22 protein-coding genes are annotated in these 24,341 nt (G+C 70.8%); 13 read left to right on the top strand and 9 right to left on the bottom strand.

Features of this window, described 5'->3' with window-relative positions; translation table 11 throughout:
- Positions 1-4 precede the first annotated feature (4 nt).
- Positions 5-634, bottom strand: a complete 630-nt coding sequence (locus tag ACFZBP_RS16485) for a histidine phosphatase family protein (protein ID WP_383451257.1) — start codon at positions 632-634, stop codon at positions 5-7.
- A gap of 305 nt (positions 635-939) precedes the next feature.
- On the bottom strand, positions 940-2,409 hold the full coding sequence (locus tag ACFZBP_RS16480; protein ID WP_391413691.1) for an FGGY-family carbohydrate kinase: 1,470 nt from the start codon (positions 2,407-2,409) through the stop codon (positions 940-942).
- A 184-nt stretch (positions 2,410-2,593) separates the two neighbouring features.
- Between ACFZBP_RS16480 and ACFZBP_RS16475 the strand changes: the two genes are divergently transcribed.
- From ACFZBP_RS16475 to ACFZBP_RS16430, 10 genes are all read left to right on the top strand, one after another.
- Positions 2,594-4,015 (top strand): ABC transporter substrate-binding protein, encoded by a 1,422-nt coding sequence (locus ACFZBP_RS16475; RefSeq protein WP_383451262.1) that lies wholly within the window; start codon positions 2,594-2,596, stop codon positions 4,013-4,015.
- Between the two features lie 4 nt (positions 4,016-4,019).
- Positions 4,020-5,018 carry an ABC transporter permease subunit gene (locus ACFZBP_RS16470; protein ID WP_391413689.1) on the top strand — a complete coding sequence of 333 codons (999 nt, stop codon included), beginning with the start codon at positions 4,020-4,022 and terminating at the stop codon, positions 5,016-5,018.
- Positions 5,015-5,845 (top strand): carbohydrate ABC transporter permease, encoded by an 831-nt coding sequence (locus tag ACFZBP_RS16465; protein WP_383451268.1) that lies wholly within the window; start codon positions 5,015-5,017, stop codon positions 5,843-5,845. The genes ACFZBP_RS16470 and ACFZBP_RS16465 overlap by 4 nt, the downstream gene beginning before the upstream one ends.
- A complete protein-coding gene (locus ACFZBP_RS16460; RefSeq protein ID WP_383451271.1) occupies positions 5,842-6,930 on the top strand; it encodes an ABC transporter ATP-binding protein in 1,089 nt (362 codons plus the stop codon). The genes ACFZBP_RS16465 and ACFZBP_RS16460 overlap by 4 nt, the downstream gene beginning before the upstream one ends.
- Entirely contained in the window at positions 6,923-7,735 is an 813-nt protein-coding gene (locus tag ACFZBP_RS16455) for a DeoR family transcriptional regulator (RefSeq protein WP_391413686.1), read from the top strand. The genes ACFZBP_RS16460 and ACFZBP_RS16455 overlap by 8 nt, the downstream gene beginning before the upstream one ends.
- Positions 7,713-8,795, top strand: coding sequence for an ATP-binding cassette domain-containing protein (locus ACFZBP_RS16450; RefSeq protein WP_391413683.1), 1,083 nt, complete (start codon positions 7,713-7,715; stop codon positions 8,793-8,795). Before ACFZBP_RS16455 ends, ACFZBP_RS16450 begins: the two co-directional genes overlap by 23 nt.
- Complete coding sequence (locus ACFZBP_RS16445; RefSeq protein WP_391413681.1) at positions 8,792-9,820, top strand: NAD(P)-dependent oxidoreductase; 1,029 nt, start codon at positions 8,792-8,794, stop codon at positions 9,818-9,820. Before ACFZBP_RS16450 ends, ACFZBP_RS16445 begins: the two co-directional genes overlap by 4 nt.
- Positions 9,821-10,066: 246 nt before the next feature.
- Positions 10,067-11,491, top strand: coding sequence for an FGGY family carbohydrate kinase (locus tag ACFZBP_RS16440; RefSeq protein ID WP_391413679.1), 1,425 nt, complete (start codon positions 10,067-10,069; stop codon positions 11,489-11,491).
- Between the two features lie 26 nt (positions 11,492-11,517).
- Positions 11,518-12,585, top strand: coding sequence for a glycerophosphodiester phosphodiesterase family protein (locus tag ACFZBP_RS16435; RefSeq protein WP_391413677.1), 1,068 nt, complete (start codon positions 11,518-11,520; stop codon positions 12,583-12,585).
- A 17-nt stretch (positions 12,586-12,602) separates the two neighbouring features.
- Complete coding sequence (locus tag ACFZBP_RS16430) at positions 12,603-12,809, top strand: hypothetical protein (protein ID WP_391413675.1); 207 nt, start codon at positions 12,603-12,605, stop codon at positions 12,807-12,809.
- A 3-nt stretch (positions 12,810-12,812) separates the two neighbouring features.
- On the opposite strand, the gene ACFZBP_RS16425 is transcribed toward ACFZBP_RS16430, so the two are convergent.
- Positions 12,813-13,469 carry a DsbA family protein gene (locus ACFZBP_RS16425; protein WP_391413673.1) on the bottom strand — a complete coding sequence of 219 codons (657 nt, stop codon included), beginning with the start codon at positions 13,467-13,469 and terminating at the stop codon, positions 12,813-12,815.
- A 138-nt stretch (positions 13,470-13,607) separates the two neighbouring features.
- On the opposite strand from ACFZBP_RS16425, the gene pepN reads away from it, so the two are divergent.
- Both pepN and ACFZBP_RS16415 read left to right on the top strand, forming a co-directional pair.
- Positions 13,608-16,199, top strand: a complete 2,592-nt coding sequence (gene pepN / locus ACFZBP_RS16420) for an aminopeptidase N (protein ID WP_391413671.1) — start codon at positions 13,608-13,610, stop codon at positions 16,197-16,199.
- 209 nt (positions 16,200-16,408) lie between these two features.
- Positions 16,409-17,458 (top strand): hypothetical protein, encoded by a 1,050-nt coding sequence (locus ACFZBP_RS16415; protein WP_383451300.1) that lies wholly within the window; start codon positions 16,409-16,411, stop codon positions 17,456-17,458.
- Between the two features lie 91 nt (positions 17,459-17,549).
- Here the strand turns inward: ACFZBP_RS16415 and ACFZBP_RS16410 are convergent, their stop codons facing one another.
- Positions 17,550-17,777 (bottom strand): hypothetical protein, encoded by a 228-nt coding sequence (locus ACFZBP_RS16410; RefSeq protein ID WP_391413669.1) that lies wholly within the window; start codon positions 17,775-17,777, stop codon positions 17,550-17,552.
- A gap of 81 nt (positions 17,778-17,858) precedes the next feature.
- Here ACFZBP_RS16410 and ACFZBP_RS16405 point away from each other — a divergent pair, with 81 nt between their 5' ends.
- Positions 17,859-19,268 (top strand): aminotransferase class I/II-fold pyridoxal phosphate-dependent enzyme, encoded by a 1,410-nt coding sequence (locus ACFZBP_RS16405; protein WP_391413668.1) that lies wholly within the window; start codon positions 17,859-17,861, stop codon positions 19,266-19,268.
- 81 nt (positions 19,269-19,349) lie between these two features.
- On the opposite strand, the gene ACFZBP_RS16400 is transcribed toward ACFZBP_RS16405, so the two are convergent.
- The 5 genes from ACFZBP_RS16400 to ACFZBP_RS16380 form a co-directional block, all read right to left on the bottom strand.
- Entirely contained in the window at positions 19,350-19,955 is a 606-nt protein-coding gene (locus ACFZBP_RS16400; protein ID WP_391413666.1) for an aldo/keto reductase, read from the bottom strand.
- Positions 19,936-20,187, bottom strand: coding sequence for an ATP-binding protein (locus ACFZBP_RS16395; protein WP_391414119.1), 252 nt, complete (start codon positions 20,185-20,187; stop codon positions 19,936-19,938). The genes ACFZBP_RS16400 and ACFZBP_RS16395 overlap by 20 nt, the downstream gene beginning before the upstream one ends.
- 18 nt (positions 20,188-20,205) lie before the next feature.
- On the bottom strand, positions 20,206-21,399 hold the full coding sequence (locus ACFZBP_RS16390; protein WP_391414117.1) for a serine hydrolase: 1,194 nt from the start codon (positions 21,397-21,399) through the stop codon (positions 20,206-20,208).
- A 160-nt stretch (positions 21,400-21,559) separates the two neighbouring features.
- A complete protein-coding gene (locus ACFZBP_RS16385; RefSeq protein ID WP_391413664.1) occupies positions 21,560-23,338 on the bottom strand; it encodes a TIGR03767 family metallophosphoesterase in 1,779 nt (592 codons plus the stop codon).
- A gap of 396 nt (positions 23,339-23,734) precedes the next feature.
- Positions 23,735-24,196: an NUDIX hydrolase gene (locus tag ACFZBP_RS16380; RefSeq protein WP_383451315.1), complete on the bottom strand. Its 462-nt coding sequence runs from the start codon at positions 24,194-24,196 to the stop codon at positions 23,735-23,737.
- Positions 24,197-24,341 lie beyond the last annotated feature (145 nt).

Raw genomic sequence — 24,341 nt, 5'->3', positions numbered from 1 at the left:
GGTGCTACGCCGGGTCGGGCTCGCAGGGCACATTGAGGGAGAGAAGTGCGGCGGATCCGTCGGATTTCACGAGGAGTTCGCTGATCGCGGCGTTGCGCAACCGAGGGAACACTCTGCGGTACTCCCCCGGCGGGATCGACAGCAGCGTGCACAGCACCAGGCGGAGGAGAGTGTTGTGGGCGACGACGAGGACGCGCTCGCCGGGGTGGGCGACGGCGATGCGGCGCAGCGCGGCCGCGCCTCGGCCGGCGGCGGCCGAGGGGGCCTCCGCGCCCGGGAACGGGTGGGCCACCGGGTCGGCCCGGAACGCCTCCGCGGCCCCGGGGTTCTCGGCCTCGAACTCCGCGAGCGTACGGCCCTCCAGCACGCCGAAGTCGCATTCGCGCAGGTCGGGTTCGCGGTGCGGGGTGATGCCGAGGGCTCTGCAGGCGGGCTCCGCGGTGATCACGGCCCGGGAGAGCGTGGACGTCCAGACGGCGTCCACCGGATGCGCGCCGACCCACCGGCCGAGCGCCTCGGCCTGGGCGCGGCCGGTGTCGGTGAGGGGCACGTCGCTGATACCGGCGTAGCGGTTCTCGGCGTGCCAGACGGTCTGGCCGTGGCGGGCGAGGAGGAGGGTCGTGGCTGTGGTCATGGGCGGTCCAATGGTGCTCGGAGGGCGGGGGTGAGGGCTGGGGACGGGGCGTCGCGCAACCCGGCGCTGGCGGGGTGCCGCCTGCGCCCACCCGTGCCGACCCAGCGGCACGACTGCCCGCAGGCTGGGTGGGCCGGACGGCCGCGCGGGCTGAACGGCCGACGGTGCTGCGACGCCCCAGGGGCGCGAGGCTGCATCGATGTGCGGCTCCGCCGCGTGGGCGCGACCAGCCACAAGGCACCCGCAGCCGCCACCGGGCCCGAGGTCCCGAGCCCGTGGGCCGGGGGACCGCGGCGGACGTGTGTTCATGAGGCCGAAGTATCCATGTCGAGGCGGGCGCGCGCGTGCGCCGCCACCGGCGGGGGGAGCCAGCCCCGGGTGGTCAGTTCGTCGAGCAGGCGGGCGTAGGGCTCGGCAAAGCGGGCGGTGTGGTGAGGGCGGGGTTCGACGGTCGCGTCGACGCGGACCATGGATTCCGCGGCGTCCGGCAGACCGGCCGCCGCACCCGTGCCGTACGCCGCCAATGCCGCCATACCCAGCGCCGGTTCCGTCTGCTGCGGAACCCGGGCCGGGCGGCCCAGAATGTCGGCGCGCAGCTGGTTCCAGTACGGGCTGCGGGCGGCGCCGCCGGTGAAGGTGAGAGGGCCGTCGAGGGGGGCGCCGAGGTGGTGCAGGTAGTCGAGGCAGAGGCGTTCGGTGAAGGCCACGCCTTGGAGCAGGGCCGCCCACAGGTCGGCGTCCGACTCCGGTTCGCCCAGGACGAGCGCGAACGCCTCGGGGGCCAGGAAGGGGAAGCGTTCCCCGGGTGACACCAAGGGGTACGTGATCGCGCCCGCCGGCTCGTACGCCGCCGCCAGCTCGTCCATCGTCGCCGGGTCGGCCCCCGCGAACGCCGCCGTGAGCACCCCCGCGCCCACACTGGAGGCACCACCGGGCAGCCAACTCCCGTCCGGGGACCGATGGTTGTAGACCACGCCGGTCGGGTCCCGGACCGGCGTGAGGGACGCGCCCTTGAGGACCAGCGTGGTGCCGAGCACCGAGTTCCAGGAGCCGGGGCGCAGCGCGGCGGAGGCGATCTGGGCCGCGCAGCCGTCGGTCATCCCGGCGACGACGGGGGTGCCGGCGGGGATGCCGGTGGCGTCGGCGGCGGTCACGGAGACCTCGCCGAGGCGGGTGCCGGGGCGTACGACGTCGGGAACCATGGCCTCGGGCAGGCCCAGCCGGGGCAGCATGGCCGGCCAGGCGTCGCGCTCCAGGTCGTAGCCGGTCTTCAGGGCGTGACTGGAGTCGGCCGGGGGCAGCTCTCCGGTGAGGAGGGAGACGACCAGGTCCGGCTGGTGGGTGATCCGTCCCGGCCCGTACTCCTCGGTCAGCCACAGCGCCTTGGGCAGCGCCCAGCTGTCCTGCACCACGAGCCCCGCCATCCTCGCCCGCGCGGCGTGGGCCGTCGCCCGCCCGTCGTCGTACATCAGCGCGGGGCTCGTCGGCCGCCCCGCCCCGTCCGTCAGCAGCACGGTCCCGGACGTCCCGCACACCGCGAGCCCGCCGACCCGTGCCTTCGGCCGCCCCCGCAGCGCGGCACGCGACGCCGTGCACAGCGCGTCCCACCACTCGGCCGGATCCTGTTCGTGCCGCACCCCGTCCCGCCGCCCGCCAAGGGGCGCCGAGCCGCTGCCGAGGACGGTGCCGTCCCCGGTGACCAGCAGGACCCGGACACTCTGGGTGCCCAGGTCGATCCCGAGCCAGGCGTCGCCGTCGACGTGCTCGTGCACCATCCGGACCTCCCTGTTCTGGGGGCGTTCATCGCGATCCGAGCCGTTAACTTCTCACTCTGCACCGAGATTTTCCCGTGCGCGAGGGATTGACGCCCAACTTCCGCCGTTCCACCCTCTGTTAACGAGTCGACTCGCCGTGTTAACCAGCACCCCCGGATGGCCGAACCCCACGTGGAGGTCACGGATGGACACGCATGTGCACGACCGCCGCCGCTTCCTGGCCCTGACCGCCGCGGCCGCCGCGACCCCGCTGCTCGCGGCCTGCGGTGCCGGGTTCGGCGGCGACGACGGCAAGAGCGACGGCTCGGCGGCGGACGACGTCACCGGCTCCTTCGACTGGAAGCGGGAGAAGGGCACGACCGTCAAGGCGCTGCTCAACAAGCACCCGTACACGGACGCCCTGATCGCCGACCTGAAGGCGTTCACCGAGAAGACCGGCATCAAGGTCGAGTACGACGTCTTCCCCGAGGACAACTACTTCGACAAGCTCACCGTCGACCTGTCCAGCGGCCGCGCCTCCTACGACGTCTTCATGCTGGGCGCCTACATGGTCTGGCAGTACGGCCCGCCCGGCTGGCTGGAGGACCTCGGCCCCTGGATGCGCAACGCCTCCGCCACCGGCACCGAATGGGACCAGGGCGACTTCTTCCCCAACCTCCTCCAGGCCGACCAGTGGTCCCTGAAGGCGGGCGCACCGCTCGGCCAGGGCGGCCAGTACGCGCTGCCGTGGGGGTGGGAGACCAACGTCGTCGCCTACAACACGGACGTCTTCAAGAAGCTCGGCCTCAAACCCGCCGAGACCTTCGACGAGCTGCGCGAGATCGCCGGCGCCATCAAGGAGAAGGCGCCGGGCGCCGGTTTCGACGGCATGTACGGGATCGCCGTACGGGGATCGAGGAGCTGGGCGACCATCCACCCCGGGTTCATGACCATGTACGCCCGCAACGGGCTGAAGGACTTCACAGTCTCCGGTGGGAAGCTCACACCCGCCATGAACACCCCGGAGGCCGTCGCCTTCACCGAGGACTGGGCGGGCATGGTCAAGCAGGGCGGGCCGCCGTCCTGGACGTCGTACACCTGGTACCAGTGCTCCAGCGACCTCGGTGCGAGGAAGGCCGGGATGCTGTTCGACGCGGACACGGCGGCCTACTTCCAGGCGGTGGAGGGCGCGAGCCCCGCCTCCGGGAAGATCGCCTTCCATCCCGGCCCGAAGGGACCGGACGGCTCCCTCGCCACCAACATGTGGATCTGGTCGCTCGGCATGAACGCCAAGAGCAAGAAGAAGAGCGCCAGTTGGCTGTTCCTGCAGTGGGCGACCGGCAAGGAGCACCTGCTCAGGAGCGCGATCACGCACAACCACATCGACCCGGTGCGCAAGTCGATCGCCGACGACTCCGCCTACAAGGACAAGATGAGGCATCTGCCCGGCTTCATCGAGACCTTCGAGACGGTCGTCGACCAGACGAAGATCCAGTTCACCCCGCAGGCCCAGTTCTTCGACGCGACCACCAGCTGGGCCTCCGCCCTCCAGGAGATCTACGGCGGCAGCGGCGCCAAGTCGGTCCTCGACGACCTGGCGGGCGACCTCGCCGACAAGGTGGGCTAGCCCCATGGGATGGCGGCTCACTGCATTTTTTGGTTCGCCTCCGGGGCGCTCCAGCCGGTGTCGAGAGCCCGACCGTGCTCAGCCCTCCGGGCCTCCGCGCGCTCGGTCTCTCGACACCGGCGCGCCCCTGCGGCTCACTCTGCGCCCGTACGTCCTGATCGTCCCCGCACTGCTGCTGACCTGCGGAATCCTGTACCCCTTCGGGCTGGGCCTCTACTACACCCTCTTCGACTTCTCGGCGAGCAAGCCGCAGCCGGACATGGTGCGGTTCGAGAACTACCAGACGGTCTTCACCCAGGAGGCGTTCTGGAACTCGGCATGGGTGACGGTGCTGTACGCGGTCGGGGCGGCCGCCGTCGAGACGGTCCTCGGGGTCACCGTCGCCCTGCTGCTGCACCGCTCGACGGTCGTCGGACGGATCCTGGAGAAGATCCTCATCCTGCCGCTGATGATCGCGCCGGTGATCGCGGCGATCATCTGGAAGCTGATGCTCCAGCCGTCCGTGGGGGTCGTGAACCACCTGCTCAGGCCCTTCGGACTGGGCGGGGTCCAGTGGACGGACACCCCGACCGGTGCCCTGCTGTCGTCGATCGCCGTGGACGTGTGGGTCTACACGCCGTTCGTGGCGATCCTCGCCCTCGCCGGACTGCGGTCGCTGCCCACCTCCCCCTTCGAGGCGGCGGCCGTGGACGGCGCGGGCTGGTGGTACACCTTCCGCCGTCTCACGCTGCCGATGCTGTGGCCGTACGTCCTCGTCGCGGTGATCTTCCGCTTCATGGACTCGCTGAAGGTGTTCGACATCATCTACGCCCTGACGGAGGGCGGCCCTGGCGACTCGACCGTCGTCCTGCAGATCCGGGCCTACCTGGAGGCGATCCGCTTCCAGCGGTACTCGTTCGGCATCAGCTACACGATCGTCCTGTGGGCCGTCGTGTATCTCGCCGCGATGGTGCTGGTCAAGCACCTGGGGAAGATCCAGCGGAAGGCGGCCGAGGCGAAATGACCGTGCGGAAACGCCTGTTGGGCTGGCTGGCGGACGCCGCCCTCATCCTCTACTTCCTCTTCGCGCTCTTCCCGATCGCCTGGATGGTGATCCTCTCCCTGAAGCCGACGAACGAGCTCTTCTCCACCTACTTCTCCTTCTCCCCCACCCTCGACGGCTACCGCACGGTCCTCGGCGACAGCGAGGGCATCCCGTTCGTGCGGTTCTTCGTCAACAGCCTCGTGGTGTCGGTGGGCGCGGTCGTCCTGTCGCTGCTCGTGGGACTCCCGGCGGCGTACGCCTCGGCGCGCTGGCGGTTCAAGGGCTCGGAGAACCTGATGTTCACGCTGCTGTCGTTCCGGTTCGCACCCGAACTCACCGTGATCATCCCGCTGTTCGTGCTCTACCAGAAGCTCGGCCTGTTCGACACGTACGTCGGCATGGTCTGGGTGCTCCAGCTCGTCACGCTCCCCCTGATCGTGTGGATCATGCGCTCGTACTTCGCCGACCTCACCCCCGAACTGGAGCAGGCGGCCCTGCTGGACGGCTACACGCGCAAGCAGGCGTTCGTGAAGGTGGCCCTCCCCCTGGTGAAGCCCGGGGTGGCGGCCGTGTCGCTCCTCGCGTTCATCTTCGCCTGGAACAACTTCGTCTTCCCCCTCATCCTGACCTCCAACGAGGCCCAGACCGTGACCGTCGGCGCCCTGTCCTTCCTCGGCGGCGACCGCCCCAAGTACAACCTCACGGCCGCCGCCGCGCTCATCTCCGTCGTACCGCCGCTGCTGCTGGCCCTGACCATCCAGCGGTACCTGGTGCGGGGCCTGTCGTTCGGGGCGGTGAAGTCATGATCCGGCTGTCCGGCATCCGCAAGACCTACGGCAGGGTCACCGCGCTCGACGACCTGGAACTGGACGTCCGGGAGGGCGAGTTCTTCTGCCTCCTCGGCCCGTCGGGCGCCGGCAAGACGACGACGTTGAAGACCGTCGCCGGCCTCGAGCACCCCGACGCCGGCACCGTCACGCTCGACGGCCGGGACATGCGGGGCGTCGAACCGTACGACCGGGGCGTCGCGATGTGCTTCGAGAGCTACGCCCTCTACCCGCACAAGTCGGCCTACGACAACCTCGCCTCCCCGCTCCGCTCCCCCCGCCACCGCCTCCCCGCCGACCGGGCCCGGCAGCGGATCGGTGAGATCGCCGAACTCCTCGGCATATCGGCCCTGTTGGACCGTCCGGTCGGCCAGCTCTCCAACGGCCAACGCCAGCGCGTCGCCCTCGGCCGGGTCCTGGTCCGCCCGGCCCGCGCCTTCCTCCTGGACGAGCCCCTCTCCCACCTGGACGCCAAGCTGCGCCAGCAGATGCGGGCGGAACTGAAGGCGATCGGGGCCGTACAGCGCACCACGACCCTCTACGTCACCCATGACTCCGTCGAGGCTCTCGCGCTGGGCGACCGGATCGGGGTCATCCGGGACGGGAGGATCGTGCAGACGGGGACGCGGGAGGAGATCTGGTACCGCCCCCACGACACGGAGGTCGCGCGCGCCTTCGGCCGCCCCCGGATCAACCTGCTGCCGGGGACCGTGGCTCCGGACGGCGGCTTCCGCACCGCGGACGGCGAGGTCGAGCTGCCGGTCCGCGGCGCCGCCGCCCCCGGCACCGACGTACTGATCGGCGTCCGCCCCCGCGACCTCACCCTCGGCGAGGGCCCCGGACACCGGCTCACCGGCACGGTCTACGTCACCGAGGTGCTCGGCCGCTCGGTGGAGGTCACCGTCCGTCTCGGCGAGCAGCACGTGTCGTTGGTCGCCCCGCGCGGCGAGGTGAGCGCCCTGCGTCCCGACGATCCGGTACGTCTGTCGGTCCGGCCTGAGAACCTGCTCCTGTTCGAGGCCGACCGGCCGGAGCGCCCAGGACGAAGGATCGACCATGAATAACGCGCAGGGCCCCGCCGCCCGCCAGGCCGCCATGGCCGAGCGGGTCCTCGCCGACGGCACGGCGACGGCCGCCGAGCTCGCCGAACGCTTCGGCGTGAGCCTGATGACCATCCACCGCGACCTCGACGAGCTCGAACGCCAGGGCATCGTCCGCAAGTTCAGAGGCGGGGTGACAGCCCAGCCCTCAGGCGTCTTCGAGTCGAACGTGCAGTACCGCCTGAAGACCATGCGCGCGGAGAAGGCCGCCGTGGCCGACCGCGCCCTGAAACTGATCGAGCCCGGCATGGCGATCATGCTGGACGACTCCACCTCCACTCTGGAGATAGCCCGCAGGCTGCGCCTGGGCGAGATGACGCCGCTCACGGTCGTCACCAACTTCCTGGAGGCGATCAACCTCCTCTCCGACCAGCGCGGCATCCACCTGATGGCCCTCGGCGGCGACTACGACCCACTGCACTCGTCCTTCCTCGGCGTGTCCTGCGTCGAGGCGATCGAGCAGCTGCGCGTGGACGTCTGCTTCACCTCCACGTCGGCCGTGCGCGGGGGCTACGCCTACCACCAGGAACAGCACATCGTGTCGGTGAAGCGGGCCATGCTCGACGCGGCCGCCCGCAACATCCTCCTGATCGACCACACCAAGCTCGCCAGGGTCGCCCTGCACCGGGTGGCCCCCCTCTCCCGCTTCGACCTGCTCCTCGTGGACGACGGGGCGTCGGCCGAGGCGCTGCGGGACCTGGACGAGCACAAGGTCCGCTACGAGGTCTGTGTGACGAGGGGCGACGATGACCGAGCTGGAGCTACGTGATCTGCGCAAGACCTACCGTGCCCGGGGCCGCCCGGCGGTGGACGCCGTACGCGGCATCGACCTGACCCTCCATTCCGGCGAGCTGCTCGGCCTGCTCGGCCCGTCGGGCTGCGGCAAGTCGACGACCCTGCGCATGATCGCCGGGCTGGAGACGGTGACCGGCGGCGACATCCTGGTCGGTGGCACCTCGGTCATCTCCCGCCCCGCCCAGCAGCGCAACATCGGGGTGGCCTTCGAGAACTACGCCCTCTACCCACCCCTCACGATCGCCGAGAACCTGGCCTTCGGCCTGAAGGCCCGCAAACGAGCCGACCGGGGCGACGTCGCCCGCAAGGTCAAGGACATCGCCGCCCGCGTGGACCTGACCCCCCTTCTCGACGCCCACCCCGCCGGCCTCTCCAGCGGCCAGAAGCAACGCGTCTCCCTCGCCCGCGCCCTGATCCGCGAACCGGACGTCCTCCTCCTCGACGAGCCCCTCTCCCACCTGGACGCGGCCCAACGCGACACCACCCGCCGCGAACTCAAGCGCATTCAACGCGACCTCGGCCACACCACCATCCTGGTCACCCACGACCAGGAGGAGGCCCTCTCCCTCGCCGACCGCATCGCCGTGATGAAGGACGGCGTCATCCAACAACTGGGCACCCCGTACGAGATCTACGACAGCCCCGCCAACACCTTCGTCGCGGACTTCGTGGGCGAACCCGCGATCAACCTCCTCCCGGCCGTCGCCACACCCGACGGCCACGCCCTCCTCTCCCCCACGGCCCGCATCGCCCTCCCGACACCGGTGCCACCCGGCCGCGAACTGACGGTCGGCATCCGCCCCGAGGACCTCTCCCTCACCACCGAGGACACCGGCCTCCCCGCCCGCGTGGTCGCCCACGAACCCCTCCTGGAGTCCGGCATCGCCACCCTCACCCTCGACGGCGTCGACACCCCCCTCGTCGTCCTCACCGCCCCCGAGGTCCGCCTCGCCCACGACGACCTCGTCCACATCACCGCCGACCCCCACCTCACCCATGTCTTCGACGCCGAGACAGGAGACTCCCTGCGATGACCAACGGGACCAGCGTGCGCGTGGTGGCCGCGGGCGACCACTTCATCCTGCCGTCGCTGATCAGGGAGGCACTGGACCACGAACTCCCCTGCACAACACGCGAGTTGAAGCTCTCCTGGCCCCTGACCCCCTTCGGCCCGGTGGCCGAGGTGACGGAGGCGAGCGACGCCGAGGACGAACTGATCGAGGCACTCACCGGCGCCCAGGTCCTGGTCACCCAGATGGGCCCGGTCACCGATCGCGTCCTCGAAGCCTGCCCGGACCTCAAACTGGTCGTCGTCTGCCGCGGCGGCCCCGTGAACGTCAACCTGGACGCGGCCAAACGACACGACGTCCGGGTCTGCTACGCCCCCGGCCGCAACGCCGCCGCCACCGCCGAGTTCACGATCGGCCTGATGCTGGCGGCCCTGCGCCGCATCCCCCAGGCCCACGACCTCCTCGCCCGCCGGTCCAGTTGGGAGGGGGCGACCTACTACACCTACGAGCACAGCGGCCTGGAACTGGAGGACCTGCCGGTCGGCCTGATCGGCTACGGCGCCGTAGGCAGCAGGGTCGCCCGCGTCCTCTGCGCCTTCGGAGCACGGGTGATGGTCTTCGACCCCTACGTACAAGGCGAGATCCACGGCCTACGTGTGCCCTCCCTCGACGAACTCCTTGAGAGGTCCCACGTCATCACCCTGCACGCCCGCCTCACGCCGGAGACCCACGGCCTGATCGGCGCCCGCGAACTGGCCCTGCTGCCGAAGGGCTCGGTGGTGGTGAACGCGGCACGCGGCCCCCTCCTCGACGAGCAGGCCCTCTGCGAGTCCCTGGAGACCGGCCACCTCTCGGCAGCCGCCCTGGACACCTACGTGCAGGAACCCCTCCCCCCGACCTCCCCCCTCCACGCCCTGGCCGACCGAGTGGTCCTCACCCCCCACCTGGGCGGAGCATCCCGCGCCGTCGCGGAGAAGGCGGCCCGCATCGCCGCCGCCGAGGTGTCCCGCTGGGCCCGCGGAGAGCCCCTGGCCCACTGCCTGACCTGACCGCAGCGCCCACCGAGGCACCGGGCAAGTGCCCACCAACCGCGCTGTCTGCCGGACACCGGCCGCGAAGAGAGCCGTAGGGGCGCGTCGGTGTCGAGAGACCGAACGCGCGGAGGCCCGAAGGGTCGAGCACGATCGGTCTCTCGACACCGACATGTGGCGCCCCGGAGGCGAACGAAGCAAGAAATTCAGCACCCCGGCCCTGAAAGCACCGCACAGCCGACCGAGCCAAAGAGGTGGGTGGGAATGTACGTAGGTATCGATGTAGGCACGTCCACGGTAAAAGCGGCGGCGTTCGACGCAGAGGGCCGCGAACTGGCCGTAGCCGCCCGCCCCGTGACTCTCGCGCTGCAGGGCGGGACAGTCGAGCAGGACATGGACGAGGTGTACGGCGCAGTAGTGGCCGTACTGACCGAACTGACCGAACACACCCCCACCCCCGTCACCCTGGCCGGCCTGACCGGCCAAGGCGACGGAGTATGGCTGGTAGACCCAACCGGCCGCCCCGTCCGCCCCGCCGCCTCCTGGATGGACGGCCGCGCCCACGAGCTGGTCGACCGCTGGCTGGCGGACGGCACGTTCGAGACGGTGTTCCGGCGCACCGGCGGCGCGATGTTCCCGGGTTGTCCGGGGCCGTTGCTGGCGTGGCTGGAGAGCCATGAGCCGAAGGCGCTGGATGCGGCGGCGGCCGCCCTGTACTGCAAGGACATGGTGTTCCACCGGCTGACGGGAGCCGGGCCGACCACCGACGTCTCGGACGCCTCGATGCCCTTCCTGGACCCGCGGACACGCCGTTACGACAACCGGGTCGTGGAGTTGCTCGGGCTGACCCACCGGCGCGGTCTGCTCCCGCCGGTCAGCGATCCGGTCGCGACGGCGCCGGCGCGCGGCGAGGGCCTCCCGCCCGGGACCCGCATCGCGAACGGCCCGTACGACCTCCCGGCCTGCGCACTCGGCGCGGGCGTGACGTCACCCGGCGACGGGCTCCTCATCGTCGGCACCTGCCTGGCCAGCCTCGTCGCGACCACCGACCTCGATCTGACCGGTGAACCGGCCGGCCTGTACATCAACACGGACCGCCCCGGGCACTGGCTGCGCGCGATGCCCGCGATGGTCGGTACGGCGGCGCTGGACTGGGTGCTGTCGACGACGGGCGTCCGGCACGATCAGGTGGACGAGCTGCTGGCGGAGACCCCGCCGGGGGCGAACGGCGTCGGCGTGCTCCCGTACTTCGCGCCGTCGGGTGAGCGCGCCCCCTTCGTCGAGCCCCGCCTGCGCGCCGAACTCACCGGTGTCTCCCTGGAGTCCACGAAGGCCGATCTGATCCGTGCCACCTGCGAGGGCATCGGTTTCGCGGCCCGGCACTGTCTTGAGGCGGCCGGGCTGACCGGGACGCTCGCCGTCTGCGGCGGTGGCACGCGCAGTCCCGCCTGGATGCGGCTGCTGGCGGACGTGCTGGGCCGTCCGCTGAGGGTCGTGGAGGGCGAAGTGGGCGCGCGGGGCGCGGTGTTGGCGGCTGCGGAGCGCTTCGGGGTGGACCTGGACGTGGCGGCCTGGACGGAGCCGACGGCGGTCGTGGAGCCGGACGCGGCCCGGGCGGCGTACTACGCGGACGCCTACGACGACCATCTGGCCCGGCTGGCCCAGGCGCGCCACCGGGCCCGCTCGTGAACGACCGGACGACACAAGGGAGTCACATGAGACGCCGTTCCCTCCTCCTGGCGGCCGCGGGCACCGCGGCCACCGCGGCCACGGCGGCCACGGCCGACCCTGCACATGCGGCCGAGCAAGCGACCCCGCACACCCGCCCGCCACTGGTCATCGGCCATCGCGGCGCAGCCGGCTGGCGCCCCGAACACACGGCGGCCTCCTACACGTACGCCGTGCAGACCGGAGCGGACTGGATCGAACCGGACCTCGTCCCGACGAAGGACCATGTCCTGGTCGTCCGGCACGAGAACGAGATCTCGCAGACCACCGATGTGTCGCAGCACCCGGAGTTCGCGGGCCGCCGTACGACGAAGACGGTGGACGGACGGCCGGTGACCGGCTGGTTCACCGAGGATTTCACGCTGGCGGAGCTGAAGACGTTGCGGGCGGTGGAGCGGCTGCCGCTGGTCCGCAACCGCAACACCGTGTTCGACGGCCGTGCGGAGGTGCTGACCTTCCAGGAGGTGGTCGACCTGGCGCGCGGGCTCTCCAGGACGCACGGCCGGACCATCGCCGTCTTCCCGGAGACCAAGCACCCGACGTACTTCCGCTCGATCGGCCTGCCGCTGGAGCCGAAGCTGGCGCACGCGATCCGCCGCAATCGCCTGGGCCGGCGTGAGTGTGTCGTGCAGTCCTTCGAGCCGACGAGCCTGCGGCGGGTCGCGGCGGAGCGGCTGGGGGTGCCGTTGTGGCAGGCGTTGGGGACCACGGGTGGGCCGTACGACCTGGTCTCGGCCGGTGATCCGACGACGTACCGGGACATGATGACCCCGGCGGGGCTGGCGCGGATCGCCGCGTACGCGGACTGGATCGGGCCGGACAAGTCGTCGCTGGTCGGCACGTCGGTCCTGGCGGACGCGCATGCGGCGGGGCTGCGGGTGGGGCCGTACACCTTCCGGGCGGAGAACCAGTTTCTGGCGGCGCAGTTCCGGCGCGGGAGCGGAGTGAACGATTTCGGGGACGCGTTCGCGGAGTACGCGCTGTACTACGGGATGGGGGTCGACGCGGTGGTGACCGACTTCCCGGATCTGGCGGTGATGGCGAGAAAGCGCTGACCCGTAGGAGGGCGTCCATGGTGACCAAGCACTGCAAGAACTGCGGAGGCACGCTTCAGGAGTTCCGCGAGCTCTCCGAGGACGAGCAGGCGTACGTGGAAGCGAACAAGCCCAGGCACACCCGCCTGGGCTCGTACTACCGCTGCGCCCGCGAGGGCTGCCGGCGCTACCAGCGGCTGGGGAATCACAACGACGGCGCGTCGTTCCCCGAACCGGAGGAGTGACCCCTACAGGTTGCTGAAGTCCGGCCCCTTCGTCCGCGTCCGCTTGATCTCGTAGAAGCCCGGCACGGAGGCCACGGCGAGGGTGCCGTCCCAGAGCTTCGCGGCGTCCTCGCCGAGGGGGGTCGGGGTGACGACCGGCCCGAAGAAGGCGAGCTGCTCGCCGTCGTCACCGGGGACGGCGATGACCGGGGTGCCGACCTCCTGGCCGACCTTGTCGATGCCCTCCTTGTGGGAGGCGCGCAGCTCGGCGTCGAACTCGAAGTCCTTCTGGTCGAAGTAGTCGATCAGGTCGGCGGGCAGGCCTATGTCCGCCAGGGCGCCTTCGACGGCCTCGCGGGTGGGGCCCTGGCCCTCGTTGTGGATGCGGGTGCCGAGTGCGGTGTACAGCGGGCCGAGGATGTCGGAGCCGTGCTTCTGCCAGGCCGCGGTGACCACCCGGATCGGCTGCCAGGCCTTGGTCTCCAGCAGCTCGCGGTACTCCGCGGGAAGCTCGTCGATCTTCGGCTCGTTCAGCACGGCCAGGCTCATGATGTGCCAGCGCACCTCGATGTCCCGGACCTTCTCCACCTCCAGGACCCATCGAGAGGTCATCCAGGCCCAGGGGCAGAGCGGGTCGAACCAGAAGTCGACGGGCGTCTTGGCAGAGCTGGTCTCGGACATGGCTCTCCTCATGAAAGTGGTTGATTCCTCAAGACAACGTCGTCCCCCGCCCCGCCCATTCCCTACTGCCGCCCGTCAGGGGCTCATGGGAGGATCAGTGCTGTCCACATACCGAACACCTCCGAGGGAGTGCCGTCCGTGCCCGGTGAGAATCTGTCCCGCGACGAGGCCCGGGAGCGGGCCGCCCTGCTGTCCGTCGACGGGTACGACGTGTCCCTCGACGTGCGTTCCGCCCTCGGTGACGGACCCTCGCGGGAGGGGGAGCCGCGCACCTTCCGCTCGGTCACCACGATCCGCTTCCGCTGTGCCGAGCCCGGCGCCACGAGCTTCGCGGATCTGATCGCGCCGAGTGTGACGGCCGTCTCTCTCAACGGCCGGGACCTGGACCCGAGCGAGGTCTTCGACGGTTCGCGGATCGTCCTGGAGGACCTGGCCGCCGACAACGAGCTCGTCGTGGACGCCCAGTGCGCCTACTCGCGCACCGGGGAGGGCCTGCACCGCTTCGTCGACCCGGAGGACGGCGAGGTGTACCTGTACACGCAGTACGAGCCGGCCGACTCCCGCCGGGTCTTCGCGAACTTCGAGCAGCCGGACCTCAAGGCGCCGTTCCGTTTCGAGGTGCGGGCGCCGCGGGAATGGACGGTGTGGAGCAACGGGGCGGGTCAACTCGCCGACGGGGTGTGGCGGTTCGCGGAGACGAAGCCGATCTCGACGTACATCACCTGTGTCGTGGCGGGCCCGTACCACTACGTCACGGACTCCTACTCGCGTACGTTCGCGGACGGCACGACGCTGGAGATCCCGCTCGGCGCGATGTGCCGCAAGGGTCTCGCGCCGTACTTCGACGCCGACGACGTCTTCCTGGTGACGAAGCAGGGCCTGGACTTCTTCCACGACCACTTCGACTACCCGTACCCCTTCGGGAAGTACGACCAGGCGTTCGTGCCGGAGTACAACCTCGGCGCGATGGAGAACCCGGGGATGGTGACCTTCCGGGAGGAGTTCATCTTCCGCGGGAAGGTGACGCGGGCGTCGTACGAGGGCCGGGCGAACGTCGTCCTGCACGAGATGGCGCACATGTGGTTCGGCGACCTGGTCACCATGGTGTGGTGGGACGACCTGTGGCTGAAGGAGTCCTTCGCGGACTTCATGGGCACTTTCGCGAACGTCGGCGCGACCCGCTTCAAGGACGCCTGGATCACCTTCGCCAACCGGCGCAAGGCGTGGGCGTACCGCGCCGACCAGCTGCCCTCCACGCACCCGATCACCGCCGACATCCGTGACCTGCAGGACGCGAAGCTCAACTTCGACGGCATCACCTACGCCAAGGGCGCCTCGGTGCTGAAGCAGCTGGTGGCGTACGTCGGCCAGGACGCGTTCCTGGAGGGTGCGCGGCGCTACTTCAAGCGGCACGCGTACGGCAACACGCGCCTCGGCGATCTGCTGTCGGTGCTGGAGGAGACCAGTGGCCGGGACATGGGCGCGTGGTCGCGGTCCTGGCTGCAGACGGCGGGTGTGAACTCGCTGACCCCGCAGGTGCTGCTGGACGCCGAGGGCCGGATCGACGAGCTGGCGGTGGTGCAGGAGGCCGCCGAGTCGCACCCGGAGTTGCGGCCGCACCGGGTCGCGGTGGGTCTGTACCGCAGGACGCAGGCCGGCGCACTGGAGCGGTTCGCGCAGGCCGAGGTGGACGTCGAGGGTCCGCGGACGGTCGTGGCGGAGCTGGCGGGGGCGCAGGCGCCGGAGCTGGTGCTGGTGAACGACGACGACCTGACGTACTGCAAGACCCGTTTCGACGAGACGTCGCTGGCGACGCTGCGTGCCGCCCTCGGCGACATGACCGATCCGCTGGCCCGGGCGCTGTGCTGGTCGGCGCTGTGGAACATGACGCGGGACGCGCTGCTGCCGGCGCGGGACTTCGTGGAGCTGGTGCTGCGGTTCGCGGGGCGCGAGTCCGACATCGGTGTGCTGCAGATGCTGCACGCGTGGGCGGACTCGTCGCTGGTGCACTACGCGGCGCCGGCGTGGCGGCCGACCGGTGAGCGGCTGGTGGCCGAGGGCGCGCTGCGGGAGCTGCGGGCGGCCGAGGCGGGCAGCGAGCAGCAGCTGGCGTGGGCGCGGTTCTTCGCGTCGGTGGCGTCGGGGTCGGAGGACCTGGGGCTGCTGCGGGGGCTGCTGGAGGGCACGGAGAAGATCGAGGGTCTTGACGTCGACCAGGAGCTGCGCTGGACGTTCCTGGAGCCGCTGGCCGCGCACGGGGTCGCGGACGAGTCGGTGCTGGCGGCCGAACTGGCCCGGGACGACACGGCGTCCGGCAAGCGCCACCAGGTGCGCTGTCTGGCCGCCCGTCCCGCGGAGGCGGTGAAGGCGCAGGCGTGGGCTCAGGTCGTGGAGTCGGACGCGCTGTCCAACGCGCTGGTGGAGGCGACCATCTCCGGCTTCACCCAGGCGTCGCAGCGGGAGCTGCTCGCGCCGTACGCCGAGAAGTACTTCGCGGTGATCGAGCGGGTGTGGTCCGAGCGGTCGATCCAGATCGGCATGGACGTGGTCCGGGGTCTGTTCCCGGGGCTCCAGCAGTCGCAGGCCACGCTGGACGCGACGGACGCCTGGCTCGCGGCCCACGAGGACGCGGCGCCGGCGCTGCGGCGGCTGGTGCTGGAGGCGCGGGACGATCTGGCGCGGGGGCTGCGGGGGCAGGAGTGTGACGCGTCGGCCGCGTCAACCGCATAAGACCTTTGGCCAACGATCACGGCCCTCCGTGACCGTTACGGAATTCAGGCAATAGCAGCCGTAACCCCTGGTCCAACCCGAACGGACCAGGGGTTTTCCGTGCCTACTCGGCATCCGAACATCCGTCCTTTAGTGCTAGGTTGTCCGTATTTGTCGACGGGCGTGTAACAGCGGTTAAAGGGCCGACAGGACGCGGGAACCTCCGGGTCATGAACCACAACACCCCGCTCCCCCCGGCCACCCCCCGCCCGCTGCGCCACCTCTCCGAGGTGCACCGCCGTGTCATGACGGCCGCGCGGCTGAAGTCGCACGGCGTGGCGACCGCCGAGATGAACGAGCAGTGCCGCCCCGGCGGCCCCTGGCAGCAGATCCTCCCCGGCGTCCTGCTGCTCCACCCCGGCCCGCCGACCAGCGAGGAGCGCCTGCACGCGGTGCTGATGTACGCGGCGCGGGAACGGTCGCCCGGGGTGCCGTCCCAGCCGAACCCCGGCGAGGACCACGCCGCCCCTGCCTACCCCGACGCGGTGATCACGGGCCTCGCGGCGCTGACCCTGCACGGCTTCTCGGCCACGCCGCCGCTGACCGCCCTGGACACGATCGACGTCCTCGTCCCCCGGATGCGACGCCTGCGCTCCACCGGCTGCGCCCGTGTCCTGCGCACCGCCGCACTCCCCACCCCCCAGCAGGTCACGGGCCTCCCCGTCGCCCCGGTCCCCCGCGCCCTCGCCGACGCGGTCGCCGAACTGACGGACGCGGGCGCCGTACGCCGCCTGCTGACCGAGGCCGTACGCGCCGGCCACTGCGAACCGGCCGCGGTGGTACGGGAGTTGAACCAGGCCAAGCTGCTGTCCCGCCCGCACGTGGTGGACGCGGTGGACTCCCTGCTCGCCGAGGGCCGCGCCATCGCGGAGGACCGCCTGTACGAGATGGTCCACGTCCACGGCCTGCCCGACCCCGTCTGGAACGTCGACCTGCGCCTGCCCGGCGGACCCCACCTCGGCGGCCTGGACGCCTACTGGCCGGAGCAGGCGGTGGCCGTGGAGCTGGACACCCGGGCCCCGCGTCAGGACGAGGACGCCCTCTGGTCCGAGTACGCCCGCAAGCGCGAGCACTTGGAGCGCCTCGGCATCACGGTCGTGTACATCACCCCGAAGAAGCTCCGGGACGCGATGGAGCAGCAGGCGGCGGTGGTCCGTACGGCGCTGATGGCCGCGGCGGACCGTGATCCGGCCGCGTATGTCGTGGTGCTGCCGCGGTAGTGACGGACCGCGCAGGCAGCATCAGGAGGGGAGAGGAGGGGCCGCCGAAGGTCATCGGCGGCCCCTCCTCACGCGACCGGCCAGTCGCTCTTCATGCGGCCGGCCAGTCGATGGCGACGGCCCTGCGGGTCGGCGAGGTCCGGGCGAACTGGGTCCGCAGCCGGCGCCACACAGCCCGCCCCTGCCGGGGCTCGTCGGGTACGACCGGTGCGTCCGGCAGCGCCGACGTGACTCCGGCCCTGGTCTGCCAGTCGTCGAACACGCCGCGGAACATCTGATGCTGGTCCTGGAGCGGCACCGTGCGCCTCACTGTGGCCACGACGGCCTCCTTCGTCTCCACGCATTCGTCGTTGATGATCCGAAGGTAGCCCGCAATGGCTCGCTGCTACCGTCCAATGTCATGCGGGAATCACAGACCAATCCGGTGGGCGATCTGCTGCTGCACCTGGACCGGGCCGGCGACGAGCCGCTGCACGAGCGGGTTAAGCGGGCGCTGCGCGCGGCGATCAGGGACGGCCGGATCGAGGTCGGCACCACCCTGCCGCCCAGCCGTCAGCTCGCCTCCGACCTGGGCGTTTCACGCTGGGCGGTGACGGAGGCGTACAGCCAGCTCACCGCCGAGGGGTATCTGGAGGCGCGCACCGGCTCCGGCACCCGGGTGCGCTGGGCGGACGCCCCGGACGACGGGGCCGGGCGCCGCGCACCGCGCCGGACGCCGGAGGCCCGCTTCGACCTGGGGCCGGGTCTGCCGGACCTGCGGGCGTTTCCGCGCCGCCGGTGGGCCGAGGCGGTACGGGCGCAGGTGAGCACGACGTCGTACACGGAGTTCGGCTACCCCCCGGCCGGCGGTCACCCCCGACTGCGGCGGCTGCTGGTCGAGTACCTGGGCCGTTCCCGCGGCGTCTCCGCCAACCCGGACGACGTCACGGTCTGCACCAGCGTCACCGACGGGGTGCGGCGCGTCTGCCACGGGCTGCGCGCCGAGGGGATCACCGAGGTCGGCTGCGAGGAGCCGGGCTGGACGCGGCTGCGGGACGTGATCCGGGCGGCGGGTGTAGAACCGGTGCCGGTGCGCACGGACGGCGGGGGCCTGCGCGTGGAGGACCTCGCCGGGCTCCCCGACCTGCGGGCCGTACTGACCTCTCCGGCGCACCAGTTCCCGCTGGGCTGTGTCCTCGCCCCCGAGCGGCGGGCCGCGCTGCTGCGGTGGGCGCGGCGGGTGGACGGGGTCGTCCTGGAGGACGACTACGACGCCGAGTTCCGCTACGACCGTCGCCCCGTCGCCGCGCTCCAGGGCATGGACCCGTCCCGTGTCGTCCTCTTCAAGTCGCTCAGCAAAATTCTGTCCCCGGCGCTCGGCATCGGCTGGATCGTGGCCCCGCCCCGCTGGACACGGCACCTGCATCTCGCGGACCAGACGGCGACACAGCCACCCACCCTCGACCAGTTGGCCTTCGCGACGATGCTGGAGTCGGGGGCGTACGACCGTTATCTCCGGGCCGGCCGGAAGCGGTACCGGGATCGGCGGGACGCACTGGTACGGGCCCTCGCGGAGGAGTTGCCGGGGGCGCCGGTGCTGGGCGTTGCGGCCGGGCTGCATCTCATCTTGCGGTTGCCGGATGGTGTGGACACGGGGGCGGTGGTGAGGGCGGCGAGTGTTCGGTCGCTGCGGATTGCCGATCTCGCCGCCTATCACGCGACCGAGGACCATGCCGATCACGGGCTTGTCCTCGGGTACGGGAATCTTGCGGATGGGGCGGTGGGGGAAGCGGTTCGGCTTCTTCGGGATGCGATCGACGCTTGTAGGTAGATCGTCATCTGCGGCGCCGTGGGGGCTGGTCGCGCCCACGCGGCGGAGCCACATCGATACAGCCCCGCACCCCTAAGTGGGTCAGATCACCCCCAATAGATCGTCAATCTCCCTCATCTGAGCCTCACTCAACGGCCCCTTCTCCATGGCCCCCGCGTTCTCCCTCACCTGCGCCACCGTCTGCGCACCCGGGATCGGGATCAGCGAAGGCGAGCGTGCCCACAGCCACGCCAGCGCCCCCTGGGCCACCGTGCGGCCCTCCGACGTCAGGATGTGGCGGACGGACTCCAGGGCTCGGGCCAGTTCCGGGACCGGGTAACCGTCCTGGAAGTAGTTGAGCCAGTCCGGAGAGCGGCGGCGGAAGTCCTGTTCGTCAGTGATGCGGGAGCCCTCCGGATGGGCGCCGGTCAGGAGGCCGGTGCCCAGGGGGCCCCGCGCCAGACCGGGGACGTCGTTGCGCTCGCAGATGTCCACGATCGCCGGCGAGTCGTGGACGACGTTGATCTCGAACTCCAGCCCGCCAAAGCCCTGTTGGCCCACCCAGGCGGCGGCGAGTTCGGGTTCGTCGGTGGACCAGCCGTAGGCGCGGATCCTGCCCTCCCGTCGAGTTTCATCGGAGTCGTGCGGCCTTTCGCCATTCGGAGTGTCTGATTCCGAATGTACGGGTTCAGCCCACCAAACGGGCACGAACCGTCTTGCCGACTTCAGCACGGAGGAACCAGTCGAGTTCGGCGGCAAGTTGAGAGACGACCAGGAGTCCGCGGCCGCACTCCAACTCACCGGCACGGACCTCGGGGAACCCCCGCACCGGGTCGGACACCTCGACGGACAGCTCTCCGTCCTCCAACACGGCCAGCCGAAGCCAGAGTTCATGTCCGGGGGCTCTACCGTGCACAACCGCGTTTGCGACATCGGTCAGGGCCAGGGTGCGGAGTAGCTATCGGAGACCCGGGCCCGGCGACAGCCTCGCAACCTGCCCCTGTACGCCCTTCCCGCAGAACTCCGCCTCGATCACGGCACCCGCGTCCCCCGACCAGTCCCCGTTGAAGTTGAAGGCCAGCGACTTGTGGCCGTCCTTGGTCGTGATCGCCTCGGACGTGGAGCCGTGGATGCCGCCGCCGTGGCCCCAGACGGTGACACCGCAGGTCAGATCGGACTTCATCAGACCGAGGCCGTAGCTGTTGACCTCGTCGATGGGGACCGTGGTGGTCATCTCGGCCAGTTGCTCACGCGGGAGGAGCTTGCCGCGCAGAAGGGCCGTGTAGAAGCGGTTGAGGTCGGTGGAGTTGGAGATCATCTCACCGGCCGCGTAGGCGATGGACGGGTTGAGCTTCGTGACGTCGTAGGTCGGTCCGGCCGCCGTCTCGGCCAGCTTGGAGTAGGCGCGGCTGCTCGGCCCCGGGACCGTCACGCGGGTGCCCGGGACGGAGGTGGCGGTCAGGTGCAGGGGCTCGATGACGCGGCGGCGGACCTCCGTCCCGTACGGGCGGCCCGTGGCCTTCTCGATCACCATGCCGGCCAGCACGAAGTTGGTGTTGGAGTAGTTCCAGGACGTGCCGGGCTCGAAGTCCGGCTTGTGGGTCATGGCGAGCGCGACGAGTTCCTCGGGCTTCTTGGTGTCGTAGCGGTGCTTGAAGAAGCCGTCCTTGAGGAAGTACGTGCGGCCGAAGTCCTGGTCGGCCGTGTAGTTGAAGATGCCGCTGGTGTGGTTGAGGAGCTGGCGGAGGGTGATCCGGCCGCCGTCGTGGCCGTTGCCCCGGACCAGGCCCGGCAGCCACTTCTCCACCGAGTCGTCCAGCGACAGCCGGCCCTCCGCCTCCAGCTGCAGCAGCACCGTGGCGACGAACGTCTTGGTGATGCTGCCGACCCGGTAGCGGTCGTCCGCCGAACGCGGCTTCCCGGTCTTGAGGTCGCCGACGCCCGCCGTCGCCGACCATGTGCCGTGCCCGTCCCTGCCCGTCGCGGTCACGCCGGGCACCCCGGCGTCGACGGCGGCCTCCATGGCCTTGCGGGTCGCGTCGTGGCCGCCCGCTCCGGCGGGCGTCGCCGCCAGCGCGGGAGCGGCGAGGGCCACCGACAGCCCCGCCGCCGTCGCCGCCACCACGGCCGTGCGTGTCGTCCGTACGGTCATGTCCTGTTCCCCCTTGTTCCCGCTCACGCCCCCGTTGAGCGTGGTCGCGGAGGGAGACCCGGGGATGCGGGACAAGGTTGAGGAGGGGCGCGCCGGTTGAGCGGGATCAAGACAACCCGTGCGGGAGAGGCACCCCGCGGGGTAGCGGCCTGAGTGGCCGTCAGCCCTTCTTCAACACCAGCTCCGTGTTGCGGTCCTTGCGGTCCCCGGCCAGCTTCGTGCTGGCGCCGGGCGCGTTCAGGGCCAGCTCGCGGTAGAGGGCGGCCAGGCCCGTCTGGGAGTGGTCGGTGAACCTGGTGCGGTGCGGGGCCGAGGACTCGATCAGGGTGGTGAACAGGGAGAGCGTGCCGTCCTTGTTGTCCACCACCTCGATGATCCGGGCGAGCTGGGGGAAGTCCACGTGGGAGGCGGTGGAGATCTCCCAGAAGGAGCGGCCGCCGGAGCCGGCGTGCGGGGTGATGACGTTCTTGTGGATGTGGCCGTTCACCCAGGCCAGGACGTTGCGGTGGCTCCCGAGCAGTTCGAGCACCTCGGCGCCGCCCACGCGCCGCTCGCCCGGGCGGGCCGGGTCGCGGCGCAGGTTGTCCATCGTCTCGCTGGTGTGATGGCTGAAGATGATCGCGTACGAGTCCTTGTTCTCGCGCAGTGTCCGGTCCAGCCACGTGAACTGCGCCGCCCCGAGGGACCCTTCGTAGTGGCCGCCCGGGTCGGTGGTGTCGAGGCTGATGCCGATGACGTCGTCGGCGATGCGGAAGCTGTAGTACTGGGTGCCCGCGTCCAGGTTGGCCGTCGAGTAGCCGTGGCCGACCGGGCCGTGGCCGCGGTGGGCCGGGTTCAGATGCGCCTGGAGGTACTCCCTCGGTGTGAACGGGGCGCGGCTCTCGTCCGGCGTGACCGAGCGCATCGAGCGGGCGTGGGCCTTGAGGAAGTCCTTGAAGACGGTGCCCCTCGGGTCCTTGTCCTGCTTGAGGGAGTCCTGGAGCTTCTTGGCGTCCGCCGCCGACACGTTCATCAGCTTCTTGCCGCCGACCGCGAGGTCGGTGAGGTAGGAGTCGGCGTGCGAGGCGTAGGTGCCGAGCGGCATCGCGTCGTGGTTGCCGACCGTCGAGTACCAGGGGATGTTCAGTCCGGGGCTGCGCAGCTCGCGGATCGCGGCGGCGAGGTAGCCCGCGATGTGCGGGAAGCCGAGCTGCTTGTCGGCGTCGCGGACACTGTCGTCGGCCTGCCAGTACAGCTTGAGTCCGCTGTTCTGGACGCCCTCGTAGTGCCGCGGGTCGCCCGTGTTCGGGGTGACGCGGCCGCCGCTCATCACCGTCAGGAACCACTCCAGCTCGGACTTGCAGTTGTTGTCCGTGTTGTCGCCGGTGGTCATGGCGAAGTGGAGCGGGGCGCCGGTGACGGGGGCGCCCCGCAGCGCGTTGACGCGCTCCACCAGCGCCACCGCGCCGGGCACGGTCAGCGCCTCGTGCGGCCGCCAGGCGTGCACGTCCGTCGAGCGCAGGTATTCGAGGCGGAGCGGGTGCTGGGCGTCGATCAGGTGCAGGTCGGTGAGCTGAACGAAGGCGGCGAGCGCCGTACGCCGCTGCTCGCGCCCCGACTTGGCCGCCGCCAGGTTCTCGCGGACGACCCGCTTCCAGCCGGGACCGTCGCCGAGCCGGCGGTAGCCGGAGTCGCCGGTCGGGGTGGCGACCGAGGCGACGGTGGTGCCGCGGGTGTAGGGCGCGAGGGCGACCGGCACCTTGCGGGAGGCACCGACGGGGGCCTCGGCGGCGGCGTCGCCCGGTGCGCTCGCGGTGCTCGTGGTGGTGGCGGCCTCACTCTCGGTGGGCCGCAGGGCGTAGCCGACGCCCGCGGAGAGGGTCACCGCTCCGGTGGCGGCGAGCAGGGTACGGCGGTGGACCCCCAGCGCGGAGCTGGCGACAGAGCGTATGCGCGACATGGCGCGATCTCCCCGAGTGCGAACGCGTCGGCAGTGGTCGCGGGCGGTCACCGAAGCGAACCTCCCGCTCACTGTGGATCGTTGGCAGCGGGGATGACCTGTGCATGAACGCGACCGCAACGGGCAGCGCCGATCACCGTACGTGGATCTTGGACTACCTTCCGCGTCCACGGCCGCTCCTCGAACGGCCGGGACGCGGTCACTCCCTGTTCATCTTTCGGGGTAGCGAAGCTACTTCCCGGGCCCGACCCCCTAAAGCGTGTGCACAACGGCGATCACGACGGGATCCGGCCACTCGAGGCAAGGTCAATTGCCCAGTTGTGGGTTGATTTCCACCGTCCTGACAGCGTCTTCGAAGACTCCTTTGGAAGATCGTTTCGCGTTGCGCAACAGCCTTTAGGCCCTGTCGGCCCCGATCCGCCCCGCCGCCGGCCGCTCCCGCCACAGCGACAGCCCCTTGTCGACCATGGACACGCGGGTCAGGGCCGTCACCTCGTCCAGGGGGTGCCAGGCGGCCATGTCGGTCGAGCCGTTGGCCTCGTAGCGCAGGTCGCCACCCGTGATCCGGGCCTCGTAGACGAGCCGTACGCCGTGGTGGTCGACGGGGCGGCCGAAGCGGCCACTCGGGAAGGTGCGGTGGGAGGAGTCGACGCCGAGGAGACCGGTCGGTTCGACGAGGTAGCCGGTCTCCTCCTCCACCTCCCGCACGACCGTGTCGTAGGGATCCTCGCCGTGCTCCATGCCGCCGCCCGGCAGCACCCACTCGAAGCCGCCGCCGGGCGCCGGGGAGCGCGCGAGGAGGAGTTGTCCGTCACGTAGGCAAATGGCGTAGGCCGCCACCCTCAACTTCTTCCGCACGTAGGGACGTTAGACGGCCGGGCCGGACCGGCGCAGGTGATTTTTCGCCTCGCGGGGGACTTGCACCTTTCGCCCCTCGCGCCCCAATTGCATAGGGGGTTTCCCCCATCCCTCCATTTCGATTCGGTCAACTCTTCCCAAACAT

It is taken from the genome of Streptomyces sp. NPDC008086 (genome assembly GCF_042957325.1).
Taxonomy (GTDB): domain Bacteria; phylum Actinomycetota; class Actinomycetes; order Streptomycetales; family Streptomycetaceae; genus Streptomyces.
The sequence above is the reverse complement of the archived record's forward strand: the minus strand, read 5'-3'. Positions and strand labels throughout refer to the sequence as shown.

Excerpts from the sequence above, each read along its gene's own strand:
- ACFZBP_RS16485 (WP_383451257.1), bottom strand. The coding sequence starts at position 634 with ATGACCACAGCCACGACCCTCCTCCTCGCCCGCCACGGCCAGACCGTC.
- ACFZBP_RS16480 (WP_391413691.1), bottom strand. The coding sequence starts at position 2,409 with ATGGTGCACGAGCACGTCGACGGCGACGCCTGGCTCGGGATCGACCTG.
- ACFZBP_RS16475 (WP_383451262.1), top strand. The coding sequence starts at position 2,594 with ATGGACACGCATGTGCACGACCGCCGCCGCTTCCTGGCCCTGACCGCC.
- ACFZBP_RS16470 (WP_391413689.1), top strand. The coding sequence starts at position 4,020 with ATGGGATGGCGGCTCACTGCATTTTTTGGTTCGCCTCCGGGGCGCTCC.
- ACFZBP_RS16465 (WP_383451268.1), top strand. The coding sequence starts at position 5,015 with ATGACCGTGCGGAAACGCCTGTTGGGCTGGCTGGCGGACGCCGCCCTC.
- ACFZBP_RS16460 (WP_383451271.1), top strand. The coding sequence starts at position 5,842 with ATGATCCGGCTGTCCGGCATCCGCAAGACCTACGGCAGGGTCACCGCG.
- ACFZBP_RS16455 (WP_391413686.1), top strand. The coding sequence starts at position 6,923 with ATGAATAACGCGCAGGGCCCCGCCGCCCGCCAGGCCGCCATGGCCGAG.
- ACFZBP_RS16450 (WP_391413683.1), top strand. The coding sequence starts at position 7,713 with ATGACCGAGCTGGAGCTACGTGATCTGCGCAAGACCTACCGTGCCCGG.
- ACFZBP_RS16445 (WP_391413681.1), top strand. The coding sequence starts at position 8,792 with ATGACCAACGGGACCAGCGTGCGCGTGGTGGCCGCGGGCGACCACTTC.
- ACFZBP_RS16440 (WP_391413679.1), top strand. The coding sequence starts at position 10,067 with ATGTACGTAGGTATCGATGTAGGCACGTCCACGGTAAAAGCGGCGGCG.
- ACFZBP_RS16435 (WP_391413677.1), top strand. The coding sequence starts at position 11,518 with ATGAGACGCCGTTCCCTCCTCCTGGCGGCCGCGGGCACCGCGGCCACC.
- ACFZBP_RS16430 (WP_391413675.1), top strand. The coding sequence starts at position 12,603 with ATGGTGACCAAGCACTGCAAGAACTGCGGAGGCACGCTTCAGGAGTTC.
- ACFZBP_RS16425 (WP_391413673.1), bottom strand. The coding sequence starts at position 13,469 with ATGTCCGAGACCAGCTCTGCCAAGACGCCCGTCGACTTCTGGTTCGAC.
- ACFZBP_RS16415 (WP_383451300.1), top strand. The coding sequence starts at position 16,409 with ATGAACCACAACACCCCGCTCCCCCCGGCCACCCCCCGCCCGCTGCGC.
- ACFZBP_RS16405 (WP_391413668.1), top strand. The coding sequence starts at position 17,859 with ATGCGGGAATCACAGACCAATCCGGTGGGCGATCTGCTGCTGCACCTG.
- ACFZBP_RS16390 (WP_391414117.1), bottom strand. The coding sequence starts at position 21,399 with ATGACCGTACGGACGACACGCACGGCCGTGGTGGCGGCGACGGCGGCG.
- ACFZBP_RS16385 (WP_391413664.1), bottom strand. The coding sequence starts at position 23,338 with ATGTCGCGCATACGCTCTGTCGCCAGCTCCGCGCTGGGGGTCCACCGC.